General features: G+C 70.8%; 14 protein-coding genes and 1 tRNA gene. 7 read left to right on the forward strand and 8 right to left on the reverse strand.

The window, feature by feature from the left end; genetic code table 11:
• Nucleotides 1-88 precede the first annotated feature (88 nt).
• Complete coding sequence (lnt, locus tag WMF28_RS00130) at nucleotides 89-1,864, forward strand: apolipoprotein N-acyltransferase (protein ID WP_437599943.1); 1,776 nt, start codon at nucleotides 89-91, stop codon at nucleotides 1,862-1,864.
• On the opposite strand, the gene WMF28_RS00135 is transcribed toward lnt, so the two are convergent.
• The 5 genes from WMF28_RS00135 to WMF28_RS00155 form a co-directional block, all read right to left on the reverse strand.
• Entirely contained in the window at nucleotides 1,851-2,159 is a 309-nt protein-coding gene (locus WMF28_RS00135) for an HU family DNA-binding protein (protein ID WP_104976744.1), read from the reverse strand. The two genes, lnt and WMF28_RS00135, sit on opposite strands and share 14 nt — an antisense overlap.
• 64 nt (nucleotides 2,160-2,223) lie before the next feature.
• A complete protein-coding gene (gene ybeY, locus WMF28_RS00140) occupies nucleotides 2,224-2,832 on the reverse strand; it encodes an rRNA maturation RNase YbeY (RefSeq protein ID WP_437599944.1) in 609 nt (202 codons plus the stop codon).
• A gap of 8 nt (nucleotides 2,833-2,840) precedes the next feature.
• Nucleotides 2,841-3,491: a fructose-6-phosphate aldolase gene (gene fsa, locus WMF28_RS00145; RefSeq protein ID WP_437599945.1), complete on the reverse strand. Its 651-nt coding sequence runs from the start codon at nucleotides 3,489-3,491 to the stop codon at nucleotides 2,841-2,843.
• Between the two features lie 125 nt (nucleotides 3,492-3,616).
• The gene (secA, locus tag WMF28_RS00150) at nucleotides 3,617-6,652 is read right to left on the reverse strand and encodes a preprotein translocase subunit SecA (protein ID WP_437599946.1); all 3,036 of its coding nucleotides are present in this window, start codon (nucleotides 6,650-6,652) and stop codon (nucleotides 3,617-3,619) included.
• A gap of 354 nt (nucleotides 6,653-7,006) precedes the next feature.
• Nucleotides 7,007-7,091: transfer RNA gene (locus WMF28_RS00155), tRNA-Leu, on the reverse strand.
• Between the two features lie 550 nt (nucleotides 7,092-7,641).
• Between WMF28_RS00155 and WMF28_RS00160 the strand changes: the two genes are divergently transcribed.
• Complete coding sequence (locus WMF28_RS00160; protein ID WP_437599947.1) at nucleotides 7,642-8,277, forward strand: response regulator; 636 nt, start codon at nucleotides 7,642-7,644, stop codon at nucleotides 8,275-8,277.
• Here the strand turns inward: WMF28_RS00160 and WMF28_RS00165 are convergent.
• Complete coding sequence (locus WMF28_RS00165) at nucleotides 8,231-8,443, reverse strand: helix-turn-helix domain-containing protein (RefSeq protein WP_437599948.1); 213 nt, start codon at nucleotides 8,441-8,443, stop codon at nucleotides 8,231-8,233. The genes WMF28_RS00160 and WMF28_RS00165 overlap by 47 nt on opposite strands.
• A gap of 343 nt (nucleotides 8,444-8,786) precedes the next feature.
• Here WMF28_RS00165 and rpoN point away from each other — a divergent pair, with 343 nt between their 5' ends.
• Genes rpoN through WMF28_RS00180 form a run of 3 tightly spaced genes read left to right on the forward strand, consistent with a single transcriptional unit; the run spans nucleotide 8,787 to nucleotide 12,411 of the window.
• Nucleotides 8,787-10,307, forward strand: coding sequence for an RNA polymerase factor sigma-54 (rpoN, locus tag WMF28_RS00170; protein ID WP_437599949.1), 1,521 nt, complete (start codon nucleotides 8,787-8,789; stop codon nucleotides 10,305-10,307).
• 59 nt (nucleotides 10,308-10,366) lie between these two features.
• Nucleotides 10,367-11,353, forward strand: coding sequence for a hypothetical protein (locus WMF28_RS00175; protein ID WP_437599950.1), 987 nt, complete (start codon nucleotides 10,367-10,369; stop codon nucleotides 11,351-11,353).
• Nucleotides 11,354-11,412: 59 nt separating this feature from the next.
• Entirely contained in the window at nucleotides 11,413-12,411 is a 999-nt protein-coding gene (locus WMF28_RS00180; RefSeq protein WP_437599951.1) for a hypothetical protein, read from the forward strand.
• A 52-nt stretch (nucleotides 12,412-12,463) separates the two neighbouring features.
• Here WMF28_RS00180 and WMF28_RS00185 read toward each other — a convergent pair whose 3' ends face one another.
• Nucleotides 12,464-13,726, reverse strand: a complete 1,263-nt coding sequence (locus tag WMF28_RS00185; protein WP_437599952.1) for a bifunctional nucleoside/nucleotide kinase/histidine phosphatase family protein — start codon at nucleotides 13,724-13,726, stop codon at nucleotides 12,464-12,466.
• A 10-nt stretch (nucleotides 13,727-13,736) separates the two neighbouring features.
• The gene (gene pgeF / locus WMF28_RS00190; protein ID WP_437599953.1) at nucleotides 13,737-14,549 is read right to left on the reverse strand and encodes a peptidoglycan editing factor PgeF; all 813 of its coding nucleotides are present in this window, start codon (nucleotides 14,547-14,549) and stop codon (nucleotides 13,737-13,739) included.
• Nucleotides 14,550-14,635: 86 nt separating this feature from the next.
• On the opposite strand from pgeF, the gene WMF28_RS00195 reads away from it, so the two are divergent.
• Both WMF28_RS00195 and WMF28_RS00200 read left to right on the forward strand, forming a co-directional pair.
• The gene (locus tag WMF28_RS00195) at nucleotides 14,636-15,823 is read left to right on the forward strand and encodes a serine/threonine-protein kinase (protein ID WP_437599954.1); all 1,188 of its coding nucleotides are present in this window, start codon (nucleotides 14,636-14,638) and stop codon (nucleotides 15,821-15,823) included.
• Nucleotides 15,824-15,943: 120 nt separating this feature from the next.
• A complete protein-coding gene (locus WMF28_RS00200) occupies nucleotides 15,944-18,730 on the forward strand; it encodes a PBP1A family penicillin-binding protein (protein WP_437599955.1) in 2,787 nt (928 codons plus the stop codon).
• Nucleotides 18,731-18,803 lie beyond the last annotated feature (73 nt).

The raw sequence follows: 18,803 nt of genomic DNA on the forward strand, positions 1-18,803 counted from the left end.
GACCGTGCAGGGCTCGCGTCGGCCTCGATCTCCTCGGGGCTGCCTCCTCCGCGGTCCGGGCTGCTCCCACGCGGTATAACGCCGCATCGTGCCCCAGGCCTCGACCCTACGCGCCCGTCACAGCCGCGCTCCGCTGCTCCTCTCCGTCGCCGGCGGTGCGACGTTCGCCCTCACGGCCCCGCCGACGGATCTCTATCCTGCCGTCATCGCTGGCCTCGCCCTGCTGGCGGCCGCCGTCCACGACGCCCCGACGGTCTGGCGCGCATTCGGGCGCGGCGCCGCCTGGGGAACGGCGGCGGGCATCGTGGGCCTGCGCTTCGTGCCGGAGGTCATCCAGCGCTTCACGCCGCTCGGCTCGGCGGCCTCGTACCTCGCGCTGGTCCTGCTCGCCGCCGCCCAGTCGCTCGTCTGGGCGGTCTGCGGAGGCATCACGAGCGTGCTCCTCCGGCGCTTGCGCGCACCGCTCGAGCTCGCCTTCGCGGCGGGCGTGTTCGCCGCCGTGGGCCTCCCGACGGTCTTCGGGTGGACGCCGGCGGGCCTCATGAGCCCATGGCCGGCGCTCGTGCAGCTCGCCGATCTCATCGGCGAGCGCGGCGTCTCGGTCCTGTTCGCCGTGGGGGCAGCTCTGCTGGCCCGTGCGGGGCTCGCGGCCTTCGGGGTGGCGCCGGGCGGGCGTCCGCTCGCGCGCGCGCCTGCGCCGGAGCCGCGGTCCGCCCGCCGTCGGCTGCCGCGCGCGATCCTCTACCCGGCGCTCTCGAGCGCCGCGCTCTTCGGGCTGCTCGCGGCGCACGGCGCGCTGCGGATGGCCGCGGTGGAGCGCGCCAGCGCGGGCCTGCCGACGGCGCGGGTCGCGCTCGTCAACCAGGCCGTGGGGCCTCACGAGCGCTGGCAGGCGAAGAACCACCGGCGGATCCTGCGGACCCTGCACGAGCTCACCCGGAAAGCCGAGGCCGGCGGCGCCGAGCTCACCCTCTGGCCCGAGGCGGCATATCCCTACCCCCTCCCGCACAGCGCCCGGCAGGCGCCGCGCGGCGGTCGAGCGATCCTCGGGCCGGGCGTCCGCGGTCCGGTCCTCGCCGGGCTCATCACCCATGCGCCGCCCGTGACGGCCGCCGACGGCGTGGAGGAACGGAACAGCTACAACTCTGCCACCCTCGTGCTCCCTGACGGGACCATGCAGCCGACGCAGGACAAGCTGCAGCTGCTCTGGTTCGGCGAGACGGTCCCGGGCGGCGCCTACCTGCCCTGGCTGCGGCGCATCTTCCAGAAGAGCGGCGGGCTCGTCCCGGGCGCGGAGCCGCGCGCGCTCACGCTTCCCCGAGAGCAGGGGCCCGCGCTCCGGATCGGGGTGCTCAACTGTTACGAGGACACACTCACCGGGGTGGCGCGGCGGATCACCGGGACGCTCACCCCGAACCTCCTCGTCAACATCACGAACGACGCCTGGTTCACCGGGAGCGCCGAGCCCGAGCTGCACGCGCGGCTCGCGGTCATGCGCGCCGTCGAGCTGCGCCGCGATCTCGTGCGCGCCGTGAACCTGGGCGTCGTGTCATGGATCGACGCCCGCGGCGTGGTGCGCAGCCGCGAGGAGAGCGCTGCGCCGGGGGTGACCTTCGCGACCCCGGCGGTCAGGGACACGCCCCTGACGCTCTACACCCGCCTGGGCGACGTCCCGCTGGCGTCGCTGCTCGCCCTCGCGATCGTCGTGTGCGCGCTCAGGGCGCGACGCTCCACGACGAAGGCGTCGCGCAAAGCTCGGGGCCTGGGCGCGGAAGCGCGCCCGCTCGCAGGAGCACCGGAGCTCGCGCCGCCGGATGCGGCCACGCAAGCTGCGGTTACCGACGTCCCGCTCAGCCGTCCTTGAGCGCCTTCACGGGCGCCGCGCGGAGCTTGCGGCTCGCCGGCTTGCCTTTGATGGTCATCGGCTGCTTGGTGAACGGATTGATGCCTTCCCGGTCCTGCGTGGCCGGGATCTCCTTCGCCTTGATCTTCACGAGGCCCGGGACCGTGACCTCACCCGGCCCCTCCGGACCGAGCTCTTTCTTTACCAGCTCGCCGAGCGCATCGAGCACGCTGGCCACGGACTTCTTGTCGAGGTTGGTGGCCTCGGCAAGACCAACGATCATCTGCGCCTTGGTCAGCTTGTTCGAACCGGGCATGTTTCCTCCAAGTCGAAAGGGGGCGTCCGTTTAACAAGCGAGGTTTCGTATCGCAAGCGATAAGTCATTGTGCCCCCGTCTTATTCGGCCTCGCGACGCCGCTGCGGGGCCGGATTCCAGTGGAACTGCTGCCCCGCAACGCCGCGGCGGCCTCGAGCTCCCGGGTCAAGGCCGTCATCTCCCGCTCCTCCGCGTCGGTCTTGTGGTCGTAGCCGAGCAGGTGGAGCAGGCCGTGCCCGAGCAGCATCGTGATCTCGTCGAGCAGCGGACGGTCTCGCTCGGCGGCCTGCCGGGTGGCCGTGTCGATCGAGACGATCACGTCGCCGAGCAGGCCGTGCCACACCGACGGATCCACAGGGCCTCGCCGGCCGCGCCGGCGTGACGTGGCTCCGTTCTGGTCGATCATGGGGAACGCGAGCACGTCGGTCGGCTTGTCCTTGCGCCGGTAATTGCGGTTCAGCTCGTGGATGGCCTCATCGTTCACCAGCGCAACGGAGAGCTCCACGCCCTGCAGCGCGAGGTGGGCGAGCATCTTGCTCGCGCGCCGGCGTACGACCGCCGCCGACACCCCCTGGAACGGCCCGCCCTGCGTCGTGATGGACACGACCGCGGGGGCCGCTGGGCGGCTCCCGCGTCGCTTCGTTCCCGCGCTCCCCTTGTCCTTCTCGGCCACGGGATCCGCTATACCAGCTCAGGGATCTTCTTCGCATCCGCCAAGAACTGCGCGAGCCCGACGTCGGTCAGCGGGTGCCTGGTCAGCTGCTTGATGACCTTGAGCGGCAACGTCGCGGCGTGCGAGCCGATCATGGCGGCCTGCACGAAATGGACGGGGTGCCGCACGCTCGCGGTGAGCACCTGCGTCGGGAAGCCGTAGTTCCTGTAGATGGTCACGACCTGAAGGACGAGGTCCATCCCGTCGCCCGCGGCGTCGTCGACCCGCCCCACGAACGGCGAGATGTACGTGGCCCCGGCCTTGGCCGCGAGCAGCGCCTGGGCGGCCGAGAAGCAGAGGGTGACGTTCGTCCTGACGCCCTCGGCGGCGAAGATCCGGACGGCCTTGAGCCCGTCATCGATGAGCGGGACCTTGACCACCACGTTCGGGTGAATCCTGGCGAGCTCGCGACCCTCGCGGAGGATCGCGTCCTTCTCGACCGCCACCACCTCGGCCGAGACCGGGCCGTCGACCACCTCGCAGATCTCGGCGATCACCTGCCTCGTCGGCCTGCCGCCCTTGGCGAGGAGCGACGGGTTCGTGGTCACGCCGTCGATGACCCCCATCGACTGTGCTTCCTTGATTTCCGCGATATCCCCTGAGTCGATGAACACCTTCATGGTCCTGCCTCCCGAGCCGATGAATCGGCCCTCCGGCAGTGTTCATGCTGGGATCAGACGCAGGAGCAAGGGCCCGGCGGGGGCCCTTGCTGCCACGTCGCGGTTCTCGGGCGAGCGGCGCCGGCTCAGGCCGTCGCCTCGTCCTCGACGCCGTGGCACGTGTTGAACGGCTTGCCGCTGCCGCAAGGGCACTCCTGCTCCTGCATGACGGCGGGCTGCGGCCGCGCCGGCGCGGGGTTCGCGCCGATCGGGAGGGACTCGTCGTGCTGCGCGACCGCGTCGAGCAGCGCCGCCGCGTGGCGCTGGCGATCCACCGCCTCGATCTGCGCCTCTTCCTGCTCGGCGCGCCGGACGTTCACGCTGAAGAGCTTCGTGACCACGTTCGAGGAGACGCGGGCCACCATGTTGACGAACATGTTGTAGCCCTCCTTCTTGTACTCCTGCTTCGGGTCCTTCTGCCCATAGCCGCGCAGGCCGATGCCGTCGCGGAGGTGGTCCATGTCGGTCAGGTGATCGACCCAGGCCTTGTCGAGCTCCTCCAGGTAGAGATGCCGGAAGATGCGCAGCGACAGCTCGATCCCGATCTCCTCCTCGCGCTTCTCGTAGGCCTTCTCGGCGCGCTCGTAGAGCTCGCGCGCCAGCGTCTCCTGATCGCCGATGTGCGAGACCTCGTCCGGCAGGTCGACGCCGAAATGCTCTCGGAAACCCTGGAAGATGCCGCCCCAGTCCCACTCCTCGGGCGGCTTGCGCGATGGGCACGACTCCTCGACCATCGCGCCGATGATCCGATCCATCAGATCGAGCAGGCGCTCCCGCTGCTCCGTGAGCGCCTGGGGCACGAGCGCGGCGCTCTCGTCGTAGATCTCGAGGACCTTGTCGGCGCGCGACTCGAGCTCGACCTTCACGCCCCAGCGCGTGTAGATCTCGCGCTGCAGGTTCTCGAGCTCGACGAACCGCTCCGTCTCCTCGAAGTCCTTTCGCACGATCTCACGGCGGTTGCCGTCCGCGTCGAGCGGCATCACCGGATCGTTCGCGAACATGCCAAGCAGGTAGCCGACGTCCGGCCGGACCAGCTCCACGATCGACGCGAGCGGCTTGATGGCCCGCTTCTCGCCGGTCGGCTTCCCCTCCTCGTCGAGGATCTCGGGATAGTAGCGGCCGACGAGCAGCGACTGGCGCATGTCGTAGATCGTCTTGCGCTGCGCGCTCATCACGTCGTCGTACTCGAGCAGGTTTTTGCGGATGTCGAAGTTGCGCTCCTCGACCTTCTTCTGCGCGTTCTCGACGCTCTTCGTCACCCAGGGGTGCTCGATGGGCTCGTCGTCGGGCATGCCCATCCGCTCCATCAGGTTCTTCACCCGATCCCCGGCGAAGATGCGCATGAGATCGTCCTCGAGGGACAGGTAGAACTTCGACGTTCCGGGATCGCCCTGGCGGCCGGCGCGGCCGCGCAGCTGGTTGTCGATGCGGCGCGACTCGTGCCGCTCGGTGCCCAGGATGTACAGCCCGCCGAGCTCGCGGATCTCGTTGCCCTCCGCGGTGCACTCCTTCCTGATCTCCTCGATCAGCTCCTCGAACGCCTCGGGCTCCGCCTCGGGCTGGCGGTTCTGCTCCTTGAACTTGAGCTTCGCGAGCATCTCCGCGTTGCCGCCCAGGATGATGTCCGTCCCGCGCCCCGCCATGTTGGTCGACACCGTGATGGCCCCTTTGCGGCCCGCCTGCGCGACCACGTAGGCCTCGTTCTCGTGGTGCTTCGCGTTCAGCACGTTGTGCTTCACGCCCCGCTTCGTCAGGATCCGGCTGATCGCGGTGCTCTTCTCGACGCTCGTCGTGCCCACCAGGATCGGCTGGCCAAGCTCGTGCTTCTCGAGGATCTCGTTGATGACCGCCGTGAACTTCTCCTTCTCGGTCTTGTAGACGAGATCCTCGTAGTCGACGCGGACCACCGGCTTGTTCGTGGGGATGATGACGCAGTCGAGCTTGTACGTGCTGTGGAACTCCGCCGCTTCCGTGTCCGCGGTGCCGGTCATCCCGGAGAGCTTCTTGTACAGCCGGAAGAGGTTCTGGAAGGTGATCGTCGCCATCGTCCGGCTCTCCTCCTGGATCCGGACGTTCTCCTTCGCCTCGACGGCCTGGTGCAGGCCGTCCGACCACCGGCGACCCGCGAGGACGCGGCCGGTGAACTCATCGATGATGAGCACCTTGCCGTCGCGTACCATGTAGTTGACGTCGCGCTTGTAGAGCGTGTGCGCGCGCAGGCACTGGTTCAGGATGTGCAGCGTCTCGAGGTTCACCGGGTCATAGAGGTTCGTGCCCTTGAGCACCGTGAGCGCCGTGAGCAGCCGCTCCGCCGTCTCCACGCCCTCGTCGGTCAGCGTCACCGAGTGGCCCTTCTCGTCGACGGCGTAGTGCTCCTCGTTCCGGAGCTGGGGGATGACCTCGTTGATCGAGCGGTACTTGTCGCTCGAGCGCTCCCCCTGGCCGCTGATGATGAGCGGAGTCCGCGCCTCGTCGATGAGAATGGAGTCGACCTCGTCGACGATCGCGTAGTGCAGCGGGCGCTGCGCGTACTCGAGCGCCGAGAACTTCATGTTGTCGCGCAGGTAATCGAAGCCGAACTCGTTGTTCTGGCCGTACGTGATGTCACAGCGGTACGCGTCGCGCTTCTCCGCGTCGCCCTGCTGATTGACGACCACGCCCGTCGACAGGCCGAGGAAGCCATAGAGCTTGCCCATCCACTCGGCGTCGCGCCGCGCCAGGTAATCGTTCACCGTGACGACGTGGACGCCCTTGCCCTCGAGGGCGTTCAGATAGCAGGGGAGCGTCGCGACCAGCGTCTTGCCCTCGCCGGTGCGCATCTCGGCGATGCTGCCGTTGTGGAGCACCATCCCGCCGATGAGCTGCACGTCGTAATGGCGCATCTTGAGCGCGCGCTTCGACGCCTCGCGGCAGACCGCGAACGCCGGGACCAGGATGTCGTCCAGGGTCGCCCCGTTGGAGAGCTTCTCCTTGAACTCCGCCGTCTTCGCCCGAAGCTCGGCATCCGAGAGCTTCTGCAGCTCCGGCTCCATCCTGCCGATCGCCTCGGCGCGGGGTCGCAAGCGGCGGATGGCACGCTCGTGCGAGGTGCCGAAAATCTTCTTCATCGCCCAAGTGAACATCTTACGTGCCTTGGCTCCGCGGCGGTCAGGTGGGAGGAAAGGGTCCGGCCGAGGAACGCGAACGTAGTCGCGCCGCGGGCGTCGCGCAATTCCTGGACCGCGCGCTCCGTCGACGACGCCGCCGAGGCGATCCGCCCGAGGCTCCGCCGCCCGGCCTCCGCCTCCTCCGCCGTCGGACACGCGCTCCGGCGCATGCTCGCTCCCGCACGCCCAGCGGGCGGCGTCCACGCACCCGGCCGACCACGCCCGCGCACCGGCGACCCCGCTCGGCCCGAGCCGCCCCGGCGAGCCGCCCCGGGAAACGACGGGGCGCGTCGCGCCGCAGGGAGGTCGACCCCTCCAGGATTTAAGCCGTGGTGCACGAGGGGGGACTCGAACCCCCAAGCCTCGCGGCGCCGGAACCTAAACCCGGTGCGTATACCAATTCCGCCACTCGTGCGCGCGCACGCTTGTGGCACCCCACGCCAGCCTCATCAAGCGGGAAAATGAGTTTGCTGCGCTGCGTCGATCGCATCAGGGCGGAGGGGCAGGAGCAGCCCGGACGGGAGGCCCCGGCCCTGGAAGCCGAGCCTGGAGCAACGGGCGGATCGGCGGACAGCACCGTCCTGGAGGGGTCGCAAACCTGGGCTGGCCCGTGCGCACGAACCGCGCACCGGCGGTCGGGGACGCGGTGGGCAAGCCGACAGCATGGGGGGGCGCTCTTCGCCGGGGCGGAGAGGCCTTGCGGAGGGAGCGCGAAATGGGCACAGCGCCGGCCCCGGGAGCGGCGGGGCGGCCTCACCGGCGGCGTCGCTCGAAAGGGCCGCGTTGACGCCGAGAACCGGGGCCGACGAGGGGCGGGCGACGGCGGCGCCACGCTGTCGGCACGTGCGTTGCGAAGAGGGAGGACCGTCCGCGGACGCGGATGCTGCCGCTGAACGGTGGGGCGCGCGCGCGTCGCCGTCCCCGTCGATGCGGCGCAATTCGACTGCAAGCCGCAGGGAACCCCGATGACGTACCAACCGAACGTTCTCCTCTTGGATCAGGACCATGTCCTCCGGAGGGCCACGGGGCTCCTCCTCGGCAACCGCGGCGCCCTCGTCAGCCCGGCCGCGACGCTGGAGGAAGCGATCTCCCTCTCCCTCGAGCGCGTCTACGACGTCGCGCTGATCGATCTCGCTCCCGGGACCCAGGGCGCCCGGGAGATCCTGGGCCGCCTGCGGCGCGAGGGCACGATGCCGCGGCGGGTCGTCTTCTGCGCCGACGAGCCGATCTCGTGCGACGGAGCGGACGACGTGAGCGAGGTCCTCCTCAAGCCGTACGCCTTCGGCCGGCTGCTCAGCACGATCTTCGTCGACCTCAGCCCCCGGCCATCCACGAGGTCCGGGGTCTTTCCTCGCCTCCGGCTGGTCCGCGGCGGGCTCGACAATCCAGAGCGGAGCGGACCGGGCGAGCGAGGCGCGTGCGCACCCGGCCGGGCCGCCCCCGGCGCGGTAGATCGCCCGGCCGAGCCGCGCGGCGGCGACGTCGTCGGGGCGAGCGGCGCCGCCGTCGTCCGGCTCCAGCGCAGGACGCGCAGCGGCCCCTCGGGGCGCACGCTCAGGTCGCCGCGGCGCGCGCCGCGAGGTGCGCGCCATCCCGGATGACGATCCGCCGCCGGTCGAACGAGATCAGGCCGGCGCGCTTCAGCTTGCCCAGCAGCAGGGGGACCGCCTCGCGCGTGGACCCGATCCGCCGCGCGATCTCGGAGGAGCCCGTCCCCGTCGTCGAGCACGGTCGCGCTCTCCGACGCGACCGGCGGGCCCATCCCATCGCGCCGTCACCCAATTTTTCGGGATTTCAAGCCTCCCGATCGGGAGCCGATGGTGCAACGATCCATTGGCGGGGGCCAATTCTAACAGGCCGAGATCGCGCTCCGGGCAGGGCGGATAATTCCACCATGGTGGAGCCTGATACCGTGTTCAGCGGTACAGGAGGCAGGCCCTGCGCTATTTTTTGGTGCAGACGTGAAAGCAAGACCCGGGCCGCTGCCCAGTTCGATGCTACGTTGGGGGTGAGGCCACCAATGAAACACTCGATGGCACGAACCTCGCGCAATGCCCCGGCCCCCGTTCGGCGGGTGGCGCAGGCGGCGAACTGAGAGAAGGAGCTCCTCATGGGCATGGAGATGAAGCTCCAGTTCAAGCTGTCCCAGCAGCTTGTGATGACCCCGCAGCTGGTGCAGGCCATCCGGCTGCTCCAGCTCTCGCGGCTCGAGCTGGTCGACGAGATCAGGAAGGAGCTGGACGGCAACCCGGTCCTCGCCGACGACATGACCGACCCGAAGGCGCGGGACGGGGAGAAGGGGGATCAGAGGGGGAGGAACGCCGACCTGCCGACAGAGCAGCGGCTCGAGAACGGCGAACGGTTCGACCGCGACACCGACATCGCGGCGCGCGAGACGGAAAAGCGGGTCAAGGAGGTCGACTGGGAGCAGTTCCTGGAAAACCGCCAGCTGCAGCAGGCCATGCCCGCGCACCGGGGCGGCTTCGAGGAGCTGCCGCCGATCGACCAGAACCTGACGAAGCCGTCGAACCTGCGCGACCACCTGCTCTGGCAGCTCCAGATGAGCGATTTCGTCGAGAACGAGCGGCAGTTCGCCCTGCTCGTCATCGGCAACATCGACGAGAAGGGATACCTCGACCTCAAGGGGGGAGAACGTCCCGACGGCACGAAGGGCCCCGACATGAGCCTCGCCGACCTGGCGCGGGAGGCGGAGCTGCACCCCGAGGACGCCGAGGAGGTGCTGGCGATGATCCAGCGCTTCGATCCGGTCGGGGTCGCGGCGCGCGATCTGTCGGAGTGCCTGCGGGTGCAGGCCGAGGTGCTCGGCTTCGACGAGATCGAGATGGCCATCATCAAGGACCACCTCCACAACGTGGAGCGGCGCAACTTCCCCGCGATCTCCAAGGCGCTGAAGATCCCGCTGGAGGAGGTCTACGACGCGGTCCAGGAGATCCAGAAGCTGGAGAGCGTGCCGGCGCGCAACTTCGCCGAGGTCGACGAGAAGACGATCGCCATCACCCCGGACGTGTACGTCATCAAGGACGGCTCTCAGTTCGTCGTCACCGACAACGACAAGGGGCTCCAGCGGCTCTACATCAACGAGAACCTCGCCCAGCGGATGCTCAAGGACCCGAAGGCGAAGGAGTTCATCAGCGAGAAGCTCCGGAGCGCGCAGTGGCTGATCCGGGCCATCGAGCAGCGGCGGCGCACGATCATCAAGGTGACCGAGTGCATCGTCGAGAAGCAGCGCGAGTTCCTGGAGCGCGGCGTGGGCTACCTGAAGCCCATGATCCTGCGGGACGTCGCCGAGTCGGTGGGCATGCACGAGTCGACCATCTCCCGCGTGACGTCGAACAAGTACGTGCACACGCCCCAGGGGCTCTTCGAGCTCAAGTACTTCTTCAACTCGTCGATCCACAGGGTGGCTGACGAGGACATCGCTTCGGAGAGCGTCAAGCAGGCGATCAAGAAGATCATCGCGGCCGAGGACAAGTCGAATCCCTACAGCGACCAGGCGATCGTCAAGATCCTCGAGGAGACGGACGGCATCAAGATCGCCCGCCGCACCGTGGCGAAGTACCGCGAGATGCTCGGCATCCTGAGCTCGTCGAAGCGCAAGAAGATGTTCTGAACGGCGCCGGACGCGCCCGCTCGACCCCCGTTCCAGCCCCCCTTTCCCGGCCTCCTGCCATGCCCGCCGAACCGATCACGGCCGCCCAGCTCTTCGAGCGCTTCTTCGCGCCGCACTACCCGCCCGACGCGCTCGCCGACCTCGCGGCCGTGCGCTCCACCGACGCAAATCCGGCTGGAAACCCGTCGATCTTGGCCCAGATCGAGCACGCGGCGGAGGTGTTCGCCCGGCTCGCGCCCGGGGCGTTCGACGTGCCCGACCTCGGGCTCGATTTCTCCGATGCGTCGGTCCACCGGCTGGGCGCGGCGCTGACGCGCGAGCGGCGCGACGCCTGGCTCTCGCCGGCAGGAGGAGCGGGCGGCGGGACGCGCGGCACGTCGACGGCGAGCGGGGCCGGCGAGCCGTCCATGCTGCTCACGCTCGTGACGCACGGGGCGCTCTATGTCGGCGCGTGCGTCGTCAAGAATCACGGGGGGAAATGGCAGGTCCGGAGGCCGCTGTGGGAGTCGCTGGTCCGGCTCGAGTCGAGCGCAGGGACCGGCGATCTCGCGCTCTTCCAGTGGTGGCTCAAGGCGCTCAGCGACGAGGAGATCGGCCGCGGCAGGCTCGTGGATCGCTACCGCACCCACGTGGAGGTGCCGACGTTCGACGCGGAGCGGTTGCCGGTCATCGCGGCGGGCGACCGGCGGATCCCGAGGCTCGCGAAGGTGCGCTACGACACGCTCTACAAGCACCTCCGCGCGCACCTGCCGGAGCTCAGGTCGGTGGGGGAGGACTTCCCGTCTCCGGAGCGCTTCGAGGAGATGGCCTTCAAGAGCATGGAGTTCGCGCTGCTCGGCGGCGGGCGGATGCTCCTCATGCACGGGGCGACCGCGGAGGGGGTGCACCTGTTCTGGCTCGACGCGAACGGCTTCGCGAAATCCGTGTACTACCCGGCCGACAGCTTCCCCGCCCACGTGGTCCAGGTCGAGGGCCAGAAGATCCGGGTGATCGTGCCCGTCCGCGGCGAGACCCAGGCGCACGAGATGCTCTGGTGGGGGGCGTAGCCGGCCGCGTCGCCGCGCGCCGGGCTGACCGGCGCGCGTCCCGGGAGTAGGCTCGCCCCGTGCTGTCGCCCGACGTCCGCTTCGAGGGGTTCACCGCGACCGACTGGATCCGCGTGCTGTCGTTGTTCCGGCCCAGACGCACGGGCATCGACGAGCGCGAGGCCGACCGGCCGCGCGGCGGCGTCGTCGCGGTCCGCGCGGGCGGCAAGCTCAGGAAGCTCGTGCACACCGACGCCGGCCGGCTCCGGATCGACGACGCGCAGCGCGCGGCCACGCTCTCCGCGGAGGAGCTCGCCGCGTCCCACCACGCGAGCTGGGCCGCCGTGATCGAGGCGGGCGCCCTCGAGGCGATCGTGGAGCGGTTCGGGGCGCGGGTGCGGCGCGGCGACGACCTCATCGCCCAGACGCTCCTCCTGCTGCAGCTCGCGCGCGAGGAGCTCCTCGTCGGGACGATCGATCTCTGGCCGGCTCGGCTGCGCGGCGTGCCGATCCCGTCGCCGGGCGTCGTGCGGGGCACGCTGGAGTCGCTCGCCGGGGTCGGCAAGACGACGGTGATCGGCCTGTTCGAGGGCGGGGAGCTCTGGACGAGCGTGGCGCTGCGCCGCGACGCGCGCGGGATCAGCCTGATCCTCGGGCCGGACGAGGTGCGCGAGGACATGGGGCTGCTCGCCGGCGACTGGCGCCGCGACTACCGGCACCTGTCGCGCGCCATCGAGGAGCGGGCAGGGGAGCTGTCGCTCGGCTGCTTCGCCGAGGCGGAGACCATCCGGAAGCTCGAGGTCGATCCGAGCCCGGGCGCCTGGGCCCGGGCGGTCGCGGTGCGCGACGTGATCCTCGCGCCGGTGCCGGCGGCGCTCGCCATCCCGCTCGGGATCGACGCGGGGCGCGCGGCGCTCAGCGCCCTCCGCGCGATCGCGGAGCGGATCGATCCGATGGGGATCGTGGGGCCCGCGATGCGGGCGGTGCTCGAGCGGGCCGGGACCGACAGCGAGATGGCCGCGATGCTGCCGTTCCACCCGCTGGAGCTGCTCCGCAAGCTCATCAGCCGCGAGCGCTGACCCGGCGCGGCCGCGCGTCGCCGCGGCCGCGCGCGTCGCCGCGATGGAAGCCTCAGGGGTGCGCGGTGCTCGAGTCGCCGCCCTGGACCGCCGGGGCGAGCTGGAAGCGGCGCTCCTCGCACGCGTACGCGGTGGGGGTCAGCTCGATGACGGTGTGCAGCGGGATCGGCAGCGTCGGACACGAGGGCGCGGGGCGATCGACGAGGTAGGCGTAGAGCGCGCGCAGCACCGCCTGGTGGCCGATCACGAGCACGGGCGAGCGCTGGCGCTCGAGCTGGATGATCAGCGGGTCGAGGCGCTGGATGACGTCCTCGTACGACTCGCCGCGAGGGTAGCGGTAGCGGAACTTGTCGGCCGCGCGCGCGTTGAAGACCTCGGGCATTTGCTGGCGGATCTCCTCGTAGGTCATGCCCTCGCAGACGCCCGCGTCGATCTCGTCGAGGGCGCGCCACGCGACGTGGTTCTGCGTTATCGGGCGCGCGGTCTGGATCGTGCGGCGCAGGGTGCTCGTCCAGACGTTGACGTGCTCGTCGTCGGAGCGCTCGCGGATGAAGCCGGCGAGGTTCTTCGCGTACTCGTCGCCGCGCGCGCTGAGATCCGAGTCGCCGCCGAGCAGGCCCTTCTCGTTGAACACGCTCTCGCCGTGGCGGGTCAGCCAGATCGGGTGCGGCGTGAGGTGCATGTTCATCAAGAGCGGGACGAGGCGCGCCGGCAGGTAGCCGTGGATGCGGTTCAGCACGACCTGGCGGCCGACGTCGATGATCTTGATGTAGCTCTTCTCGGGTTCGCCGAGCGGCTCGTACGCGCGGGCGTAGTGCGCGATGCGCGCGCGGAAGTCGCGCAGCGCCGCCTCCGGATCGACGCCCTGGTAGTCGGGCGAGCGGAGCTTCGTCTCGCGGACGTTGGTCTCGATGATCGACTCGTCGTTGCAGATCGACTCGATGAAGACGACCGGGAAGCCGTGCGCCTGGCAGCGCTCCATCACGAGGTTCCGGCGGGCGCGGGTGCTGTTCGTGGCGTCGTAGATCGCCACCTCGCCGCCGGAGCTGAGCCAGCCGATGAGATCGTCGAGCGCCGTCATCGCCATGCCGAGCAGCGCCTGGCGGCCCTCGGAGTTGTCCGGGTCGAAGAACTGGTGCGGCTGCGCGGTGCCGAGGTGCGCCCGGCGGTAGTTGCCCACGTTGAAGAGCCGCGTGGGGTGGCCGAGCCACGAGAGGTAGCGCGCGATTTTGCGGGCGATGGATGTCTTTCCCCGCGCGGGCAGGCCCACCATGGCGAGGACGATCGGCGACGAGTCGCGCGCGAGCGAGACCATGGGGAGCGTTCTAGCCGATGACGGTACGGCCGGCGACGACGACGGAAAGCAGCCGGCCGCTTCGCTGTCCGTCGCGCCGGTACGAGAAGAAGCGGGCGGGGTCACACGCGGTGCACCCCGGGACGTCATCGACCGAGGTTGCGTCGAGGCCGGACTCGGCGAGCTGGGCCTTGAGGATGCGCCGGACGTCCGCATGCGGGCGCGCGCCGGGGGCGCCGCGGACGATGGCGGCGTCGCCGGCGCTGGAGCAGGCGGCGAGATCGGCGGCGACGTCGTCGCCGATCTCGAAGCAGCAGGCCTCGATGTGCGGGCCGATCGCCGCGACGAGATCCGCGCCGGGGCCGGCGAGCGCCCTGAGCGCGCGGGCCGCCTCGACCACGACCCGGAGGACGGTGCCGCGCCAGCCGCTGTGGACCGCGGCGACGGCGCCGCTCCGGCGATCGGCGAGGAGGATGGGGGCACAGTCGGCGCTGCGAACGCCGCAGCCGACGCCGGGCACGCGTGCGAGGGTAATGTCGCCAACCTCACGGACGACGTCGTCACGATCCTCGTCTCCGGTGAGCACCCGCGCCGCCACGCCGTGGACCTGGCTGAGGTAATAGAGCCGCGCCGCCGGGATGCCGAGGCGCCGCGCGGCGCGCTCCAGGTTCTGGCGGACGGCGGCGGGGTCGTCCCCGAGCGCCACGGCGAAGCTCAGGGTGTCCCAGGGGGGGGCGCTGGCGCCGCCGCGCCGGGTGAAGAAGGCGTGCGAGAAGCCGGCGGAGGCGAGGAGCGGGCTCTCGAGCGCCTCGGCCGCCCCGGGGATGTCGATTTTTACGGTCATTTGGGGCGCCACGAACGATCGGATGCGTCGGCTGCTTCGGTCATAGACGATACGGGTGGGTTGCGTGGTATTTTCCCGCTCCACGCATGGCCGCCGGTCCGGACCCGAATATCGGTCGAGATCTGCTCGGGGGGCAGTTCCAGATTCTTCAGAAGATCGGCTCCGGTGGCATGGGGTCGGTCTACAAGGCCACGCAGCCGGCGATGAACCGGATGGTGGCGGTGAAGATCCTCCACCCGAAGCTCGCGAACCGAAAAGATCTTGTCTCTCGCTTCCGCCGCGAGGCGCGGGCGATGAGCCACCTCACGCACCCGAACACGGTCAAGGTGCTGCTCTACGGCGAGCTCGAGGACGGCTCGCTGTACATCGTGATGGAGTACCTGGAGGGCAAGAACCTGAACCAGGTGGTCCGCAAGGAAGGGCCGCTGCCCGTCGAGCGCGCGATCCCGATCCTCATCCAGGTCTGCGGCGCCCTGCAGGAGGCGCACATCCAGGGGATCGTGCACCGCGATCTCAAGCCCGAGAACATCTTCCTGTCGACCAACGGCGGGCTGAAGGATTACCCGAAGGTGCTCGACTTCGGCCTCGCGAAGGTGACGGAGCGCGAGCTCCGGCCGGGGTCGGTGATGCTCACGCAGGAGGGCATGGTCTTCGGGACGCCGGAGTTCATGTCGCCCGAGCAGGCGCAGGGCAAGGTGCTCGACGCGCGCAGCGACATCTACTCGCTCGCGACCATCCTGTACGAGGTGCTCACGGGCAAGCTGCCGTTCGAGGCGCGGACGCCCATGGAGTACATCCAGCACCACGTGACCAGGAATCCGATCCCGCTCGACGAGCGCGTGGCCGGGAAGCACTTCCCGCCGGGGCTCGGGGTGGTGCTCGGCAAGGCGCTCGAGAAGCGCCCCGAGGATCGGTTCGAGTCGGCCGCGGAGTTCGCCGACGCGCTCAAGCCGTTCGCAGGGGGCGCGGGCAAGGGCTACACGGCGATGATGCCGAAGAAGGCGAACCCGGCGCTCGAGCAGGCGGCAAAGCAGCACGCCGCCGCGCTCCAGGCGAGCAGGCCGCCCGGGTCGCCGCCGTTCAAGTCGCCTGCGAAGACGGTGCAGATGGCCCAGCAGCCGCAGGCGCCCGCCGCCAGGCCGGCGCACGCGCCCCTCGCCAAGGCGCCGGCCAGGGCGGAGGCGAAGCCGCTGCTCCTCGTCGGCATCGCAGCGGGGTGCCTGATCGCCGGCATCCTGATCACCATCGTGGCGATGCGGCTGTTCCACGGCTGAGCCTCCGCGGCTGCGCCCTGGATCGAGGCGAGCCTCCACGGGCGTGCTAGCGTCGCCGCTCCGGCGCGCCGGGCGCGCTGGATGCGCATCGCCTGCGCCAGCGTTCACGGGGACGTCGTCATGGCCTCGGAGCAATCAGGGAACCCAGGAGGAAACGAGAACGATCCGGCCAGGAGGGCCGATTCGCCGCGGCAGGCGTCGGAGCCGCCGCGGCGGGCGTCGGAGCCGCCGGGGCGGGCGTCGGAGCCGCCGGCGCGGAGGTCCGGACCGCCGGGGCGAGGGAGCGAGCCGCCGCAGCGGAGCAGCGCGGCGGCGCGGCCGGTGAGCGCGCCGCACATCGATGTCCCGTCGCGCCCGTCGCGCCCGCCTCCCCCGCCGGACGACGCGGCCGCACAGGAGCGGAGCGCCAGGATCGCCACCTGGGCGAAGCGCATCGGGATCGCGCTCGCGGCGCTGCTCGTCCTCGCCGCCGCCGCCGTCGTGCTCGTGGTCCGACATTACGAGGCGGATCTCCCCTCGACCCGCGAGCTCAAGGACTACCGGCCCCCGCAGGTGACGCGCATCCTCGCGCGCGACGGGACGCGCCTCGGCGAGCTCTTCACCGAGCGGCGCACCGTCGTGCGCATCGGCGAGATCCCGAACCAGGTGAAGCTGGCCACGCTCGCCGCCGAGGACGCGGGCTTCTACGAGCACGCCGGGCTGAACTACCTCGGCATGCTCCGCGCCCTCGCGGTGAACCTCCGCTCGACCCAGACCCGGCAGGGGGCGAGCACGATCACGCAGCAGGTCGTGAAGAACGTCCTGCTCACGCCGGACCGGACCTACAAGCGCAAGGCGCGCGAGATCATCCTGGCCCGCAGGATCGAGCAGGAGCTCACGAAGGACGAGATCCTGGAGCTCTACCTCAACAAGATCTACTTCGGCCACGGCCGCTACGGGGTCGAGGAGGCGAGCCGCTACTACTTCGGCAAGAGCGTGCGCGACGTGACGCTCGCCGAGGCCGCGCTGCTCGTCGCCGTCGTGAAGGGGCCGTCGGTGTACTCGCCCCGGGCGAACCTCGAGCGCGCCGTGGGGCGGCGCGACTTCGTGCTCGACCAGATGCAACGCAAGGGCTTCGCGGACGAGATCCAGGTCGAGCAAGCGAGGCGGGAGCCGGTGGTGCTCGCCATCGAGACCGAGTCGCTCGCCGAGCTCGCGCCCGAGGTGGTCAGCGAGGCGCAGCGCGTGCTGCGCGAGGTCGTCGGGCCCGCCGCGCAGCAGGGCGGCTACACGATCACGACCACGATCGATCCGGCGCTGCAGGCGGCGGCGCGCGCGGCCGTCCGCAAGAACCTCGACGCCTACGCGAAGCGGCACAAGCTGTTCGGCCCGCTCGCGCGGACCAAGAAGGAGCCGCCGCCCTTCGATGGGACACCGGCCGGCCACAAGGTCTTCCGGGGGATCGTGACCGGCGCCGACGACGCCCGAGGGACGCTCTCGGTGCGCGTGGGCACGCTGGAAGGCACGGTCGCGCTCCGCGGCGCGCAGCGGTACAACCCGAACGGGCTCGCGGCGAGCAAGTTCGCCGACGTCGACAAGGTGGTGCGCGTCAGCCTGATCGGCCCCGCGCCGGAGCCGGTCGTCGAGGCGGTCGCGCCGGGACAGGAAGAGGACGAGGACGCCGCCGCCGGCGAGGCGGCGCGCGCCGCGCCCGCAGGCAACCCGGCGAAGCCGGCGGCGCCGGTGCCGCTGCGGCTCGAGCTCGGACCCGAGGGGGCGCTCGTCGCCGTCGACGTGCGGACGCGCGAGATCGTCGCCCTCGTCGGCAGCTACGAGGCGGTGCGCGGCGGGCTCGACCGCGCGACGTTCGCGCGGCGGCAGCCCGGGTCGACGTTCAAGCCGTTCGTCTACGGCTACGGGATCCACGCGCGCACGCTGACGCCGTCGACGATCCTCGAGACGAACCCGCTGTCCATCGTCGATTACAAGCCGCAGAACCACGACGAGAGCGAGGGGAAGTCGCCTGCGCGGCTCCGCGAGGCGGTGGCGCACAGCGTGAACGTCGCCGCGGTGTCGGCGCTGTCGCGCGTCGGCGCCTCGAACGTGGTCGCCTTCGCCGGCGCGCTCGGCATCCAGTCGAAGCTCGGCGCGGACCTGTCGCTCGCGCTCGGCGCCTACGAGGTCACGCCGCGCGAGATGGCGGCCGCGTACGCGAGCATCGCCGCGGGCGGCGTCTACGAGCAGCCGGTCCTGATCACGAAGATCGTCGGGCCGGGCGGGGCGGAGATCCCGCTGCCGCCGCGCCCGCCGGCGCACCGCGTGATGGACGAGTCGGAGGCCTACGTGCTCACGAACCTGCTGACGTCGGTCGTGCAGAGCGGGACCGGCAAGCAGGCGCGCGCGCTCGGGCGGCCGATCGCCGGCAAGACGGGGACGACGAACCAGTCGAAGGACACCTGGTTCGTCGGTTACTCGACCGACATCGCGTGCGCGGTGTGGACCGGCTACGACGACGCGGCGCCGCTCGGCAAGGGCGAGGCAGGCGCGACGTCGGCGCTGCCGGCGTTCGTGGATTTCATGAAGCAGGCGCACGGGAAGCGCCCGGTGGCCGACTTCCCGGTGCCGAACGGCGTCGTGCGCGTGAAGATCGATCCGCTGACGGGCCTCCTCGCGCGCGAGGGGCAGGAAGACGCCATCGAGGAGGTGTTCGTCGCCGGGACGGAGCCGGCCGACGAGGCGCCGGTCCCCGAGGCGGACGCGGGCGCGGAGGGCGCCGGCGGCGGAGCGCCGGAGGAGCTGCAGGGCGTCGTGCCGGCGCCAGGCGAGGGGCCGCGGCCGCCAGAGCCGGGGACGGCGCCGATCGAGCCGGAGCACGCGCCGGAGCCAGGACCGCTGCCGGCCGGCGACACGGCGCCGCCGCCGTTCTGAGCGACGCGCGGCGCGTGAGCGCCCCGGATCGGCTCGAGCGCCGGAGCGCCGGAGCGCCCGGAGAGCTCCTTCA

The organism is Sorangium sp. So ce590, assembly GCF_051521365.1.
In the GTDB taxonomy this organism is placed as follows: Bacteria; Myxococcota_A; Polyangia; order Polyangiales; family Polyangiaceae; genus Sorangium.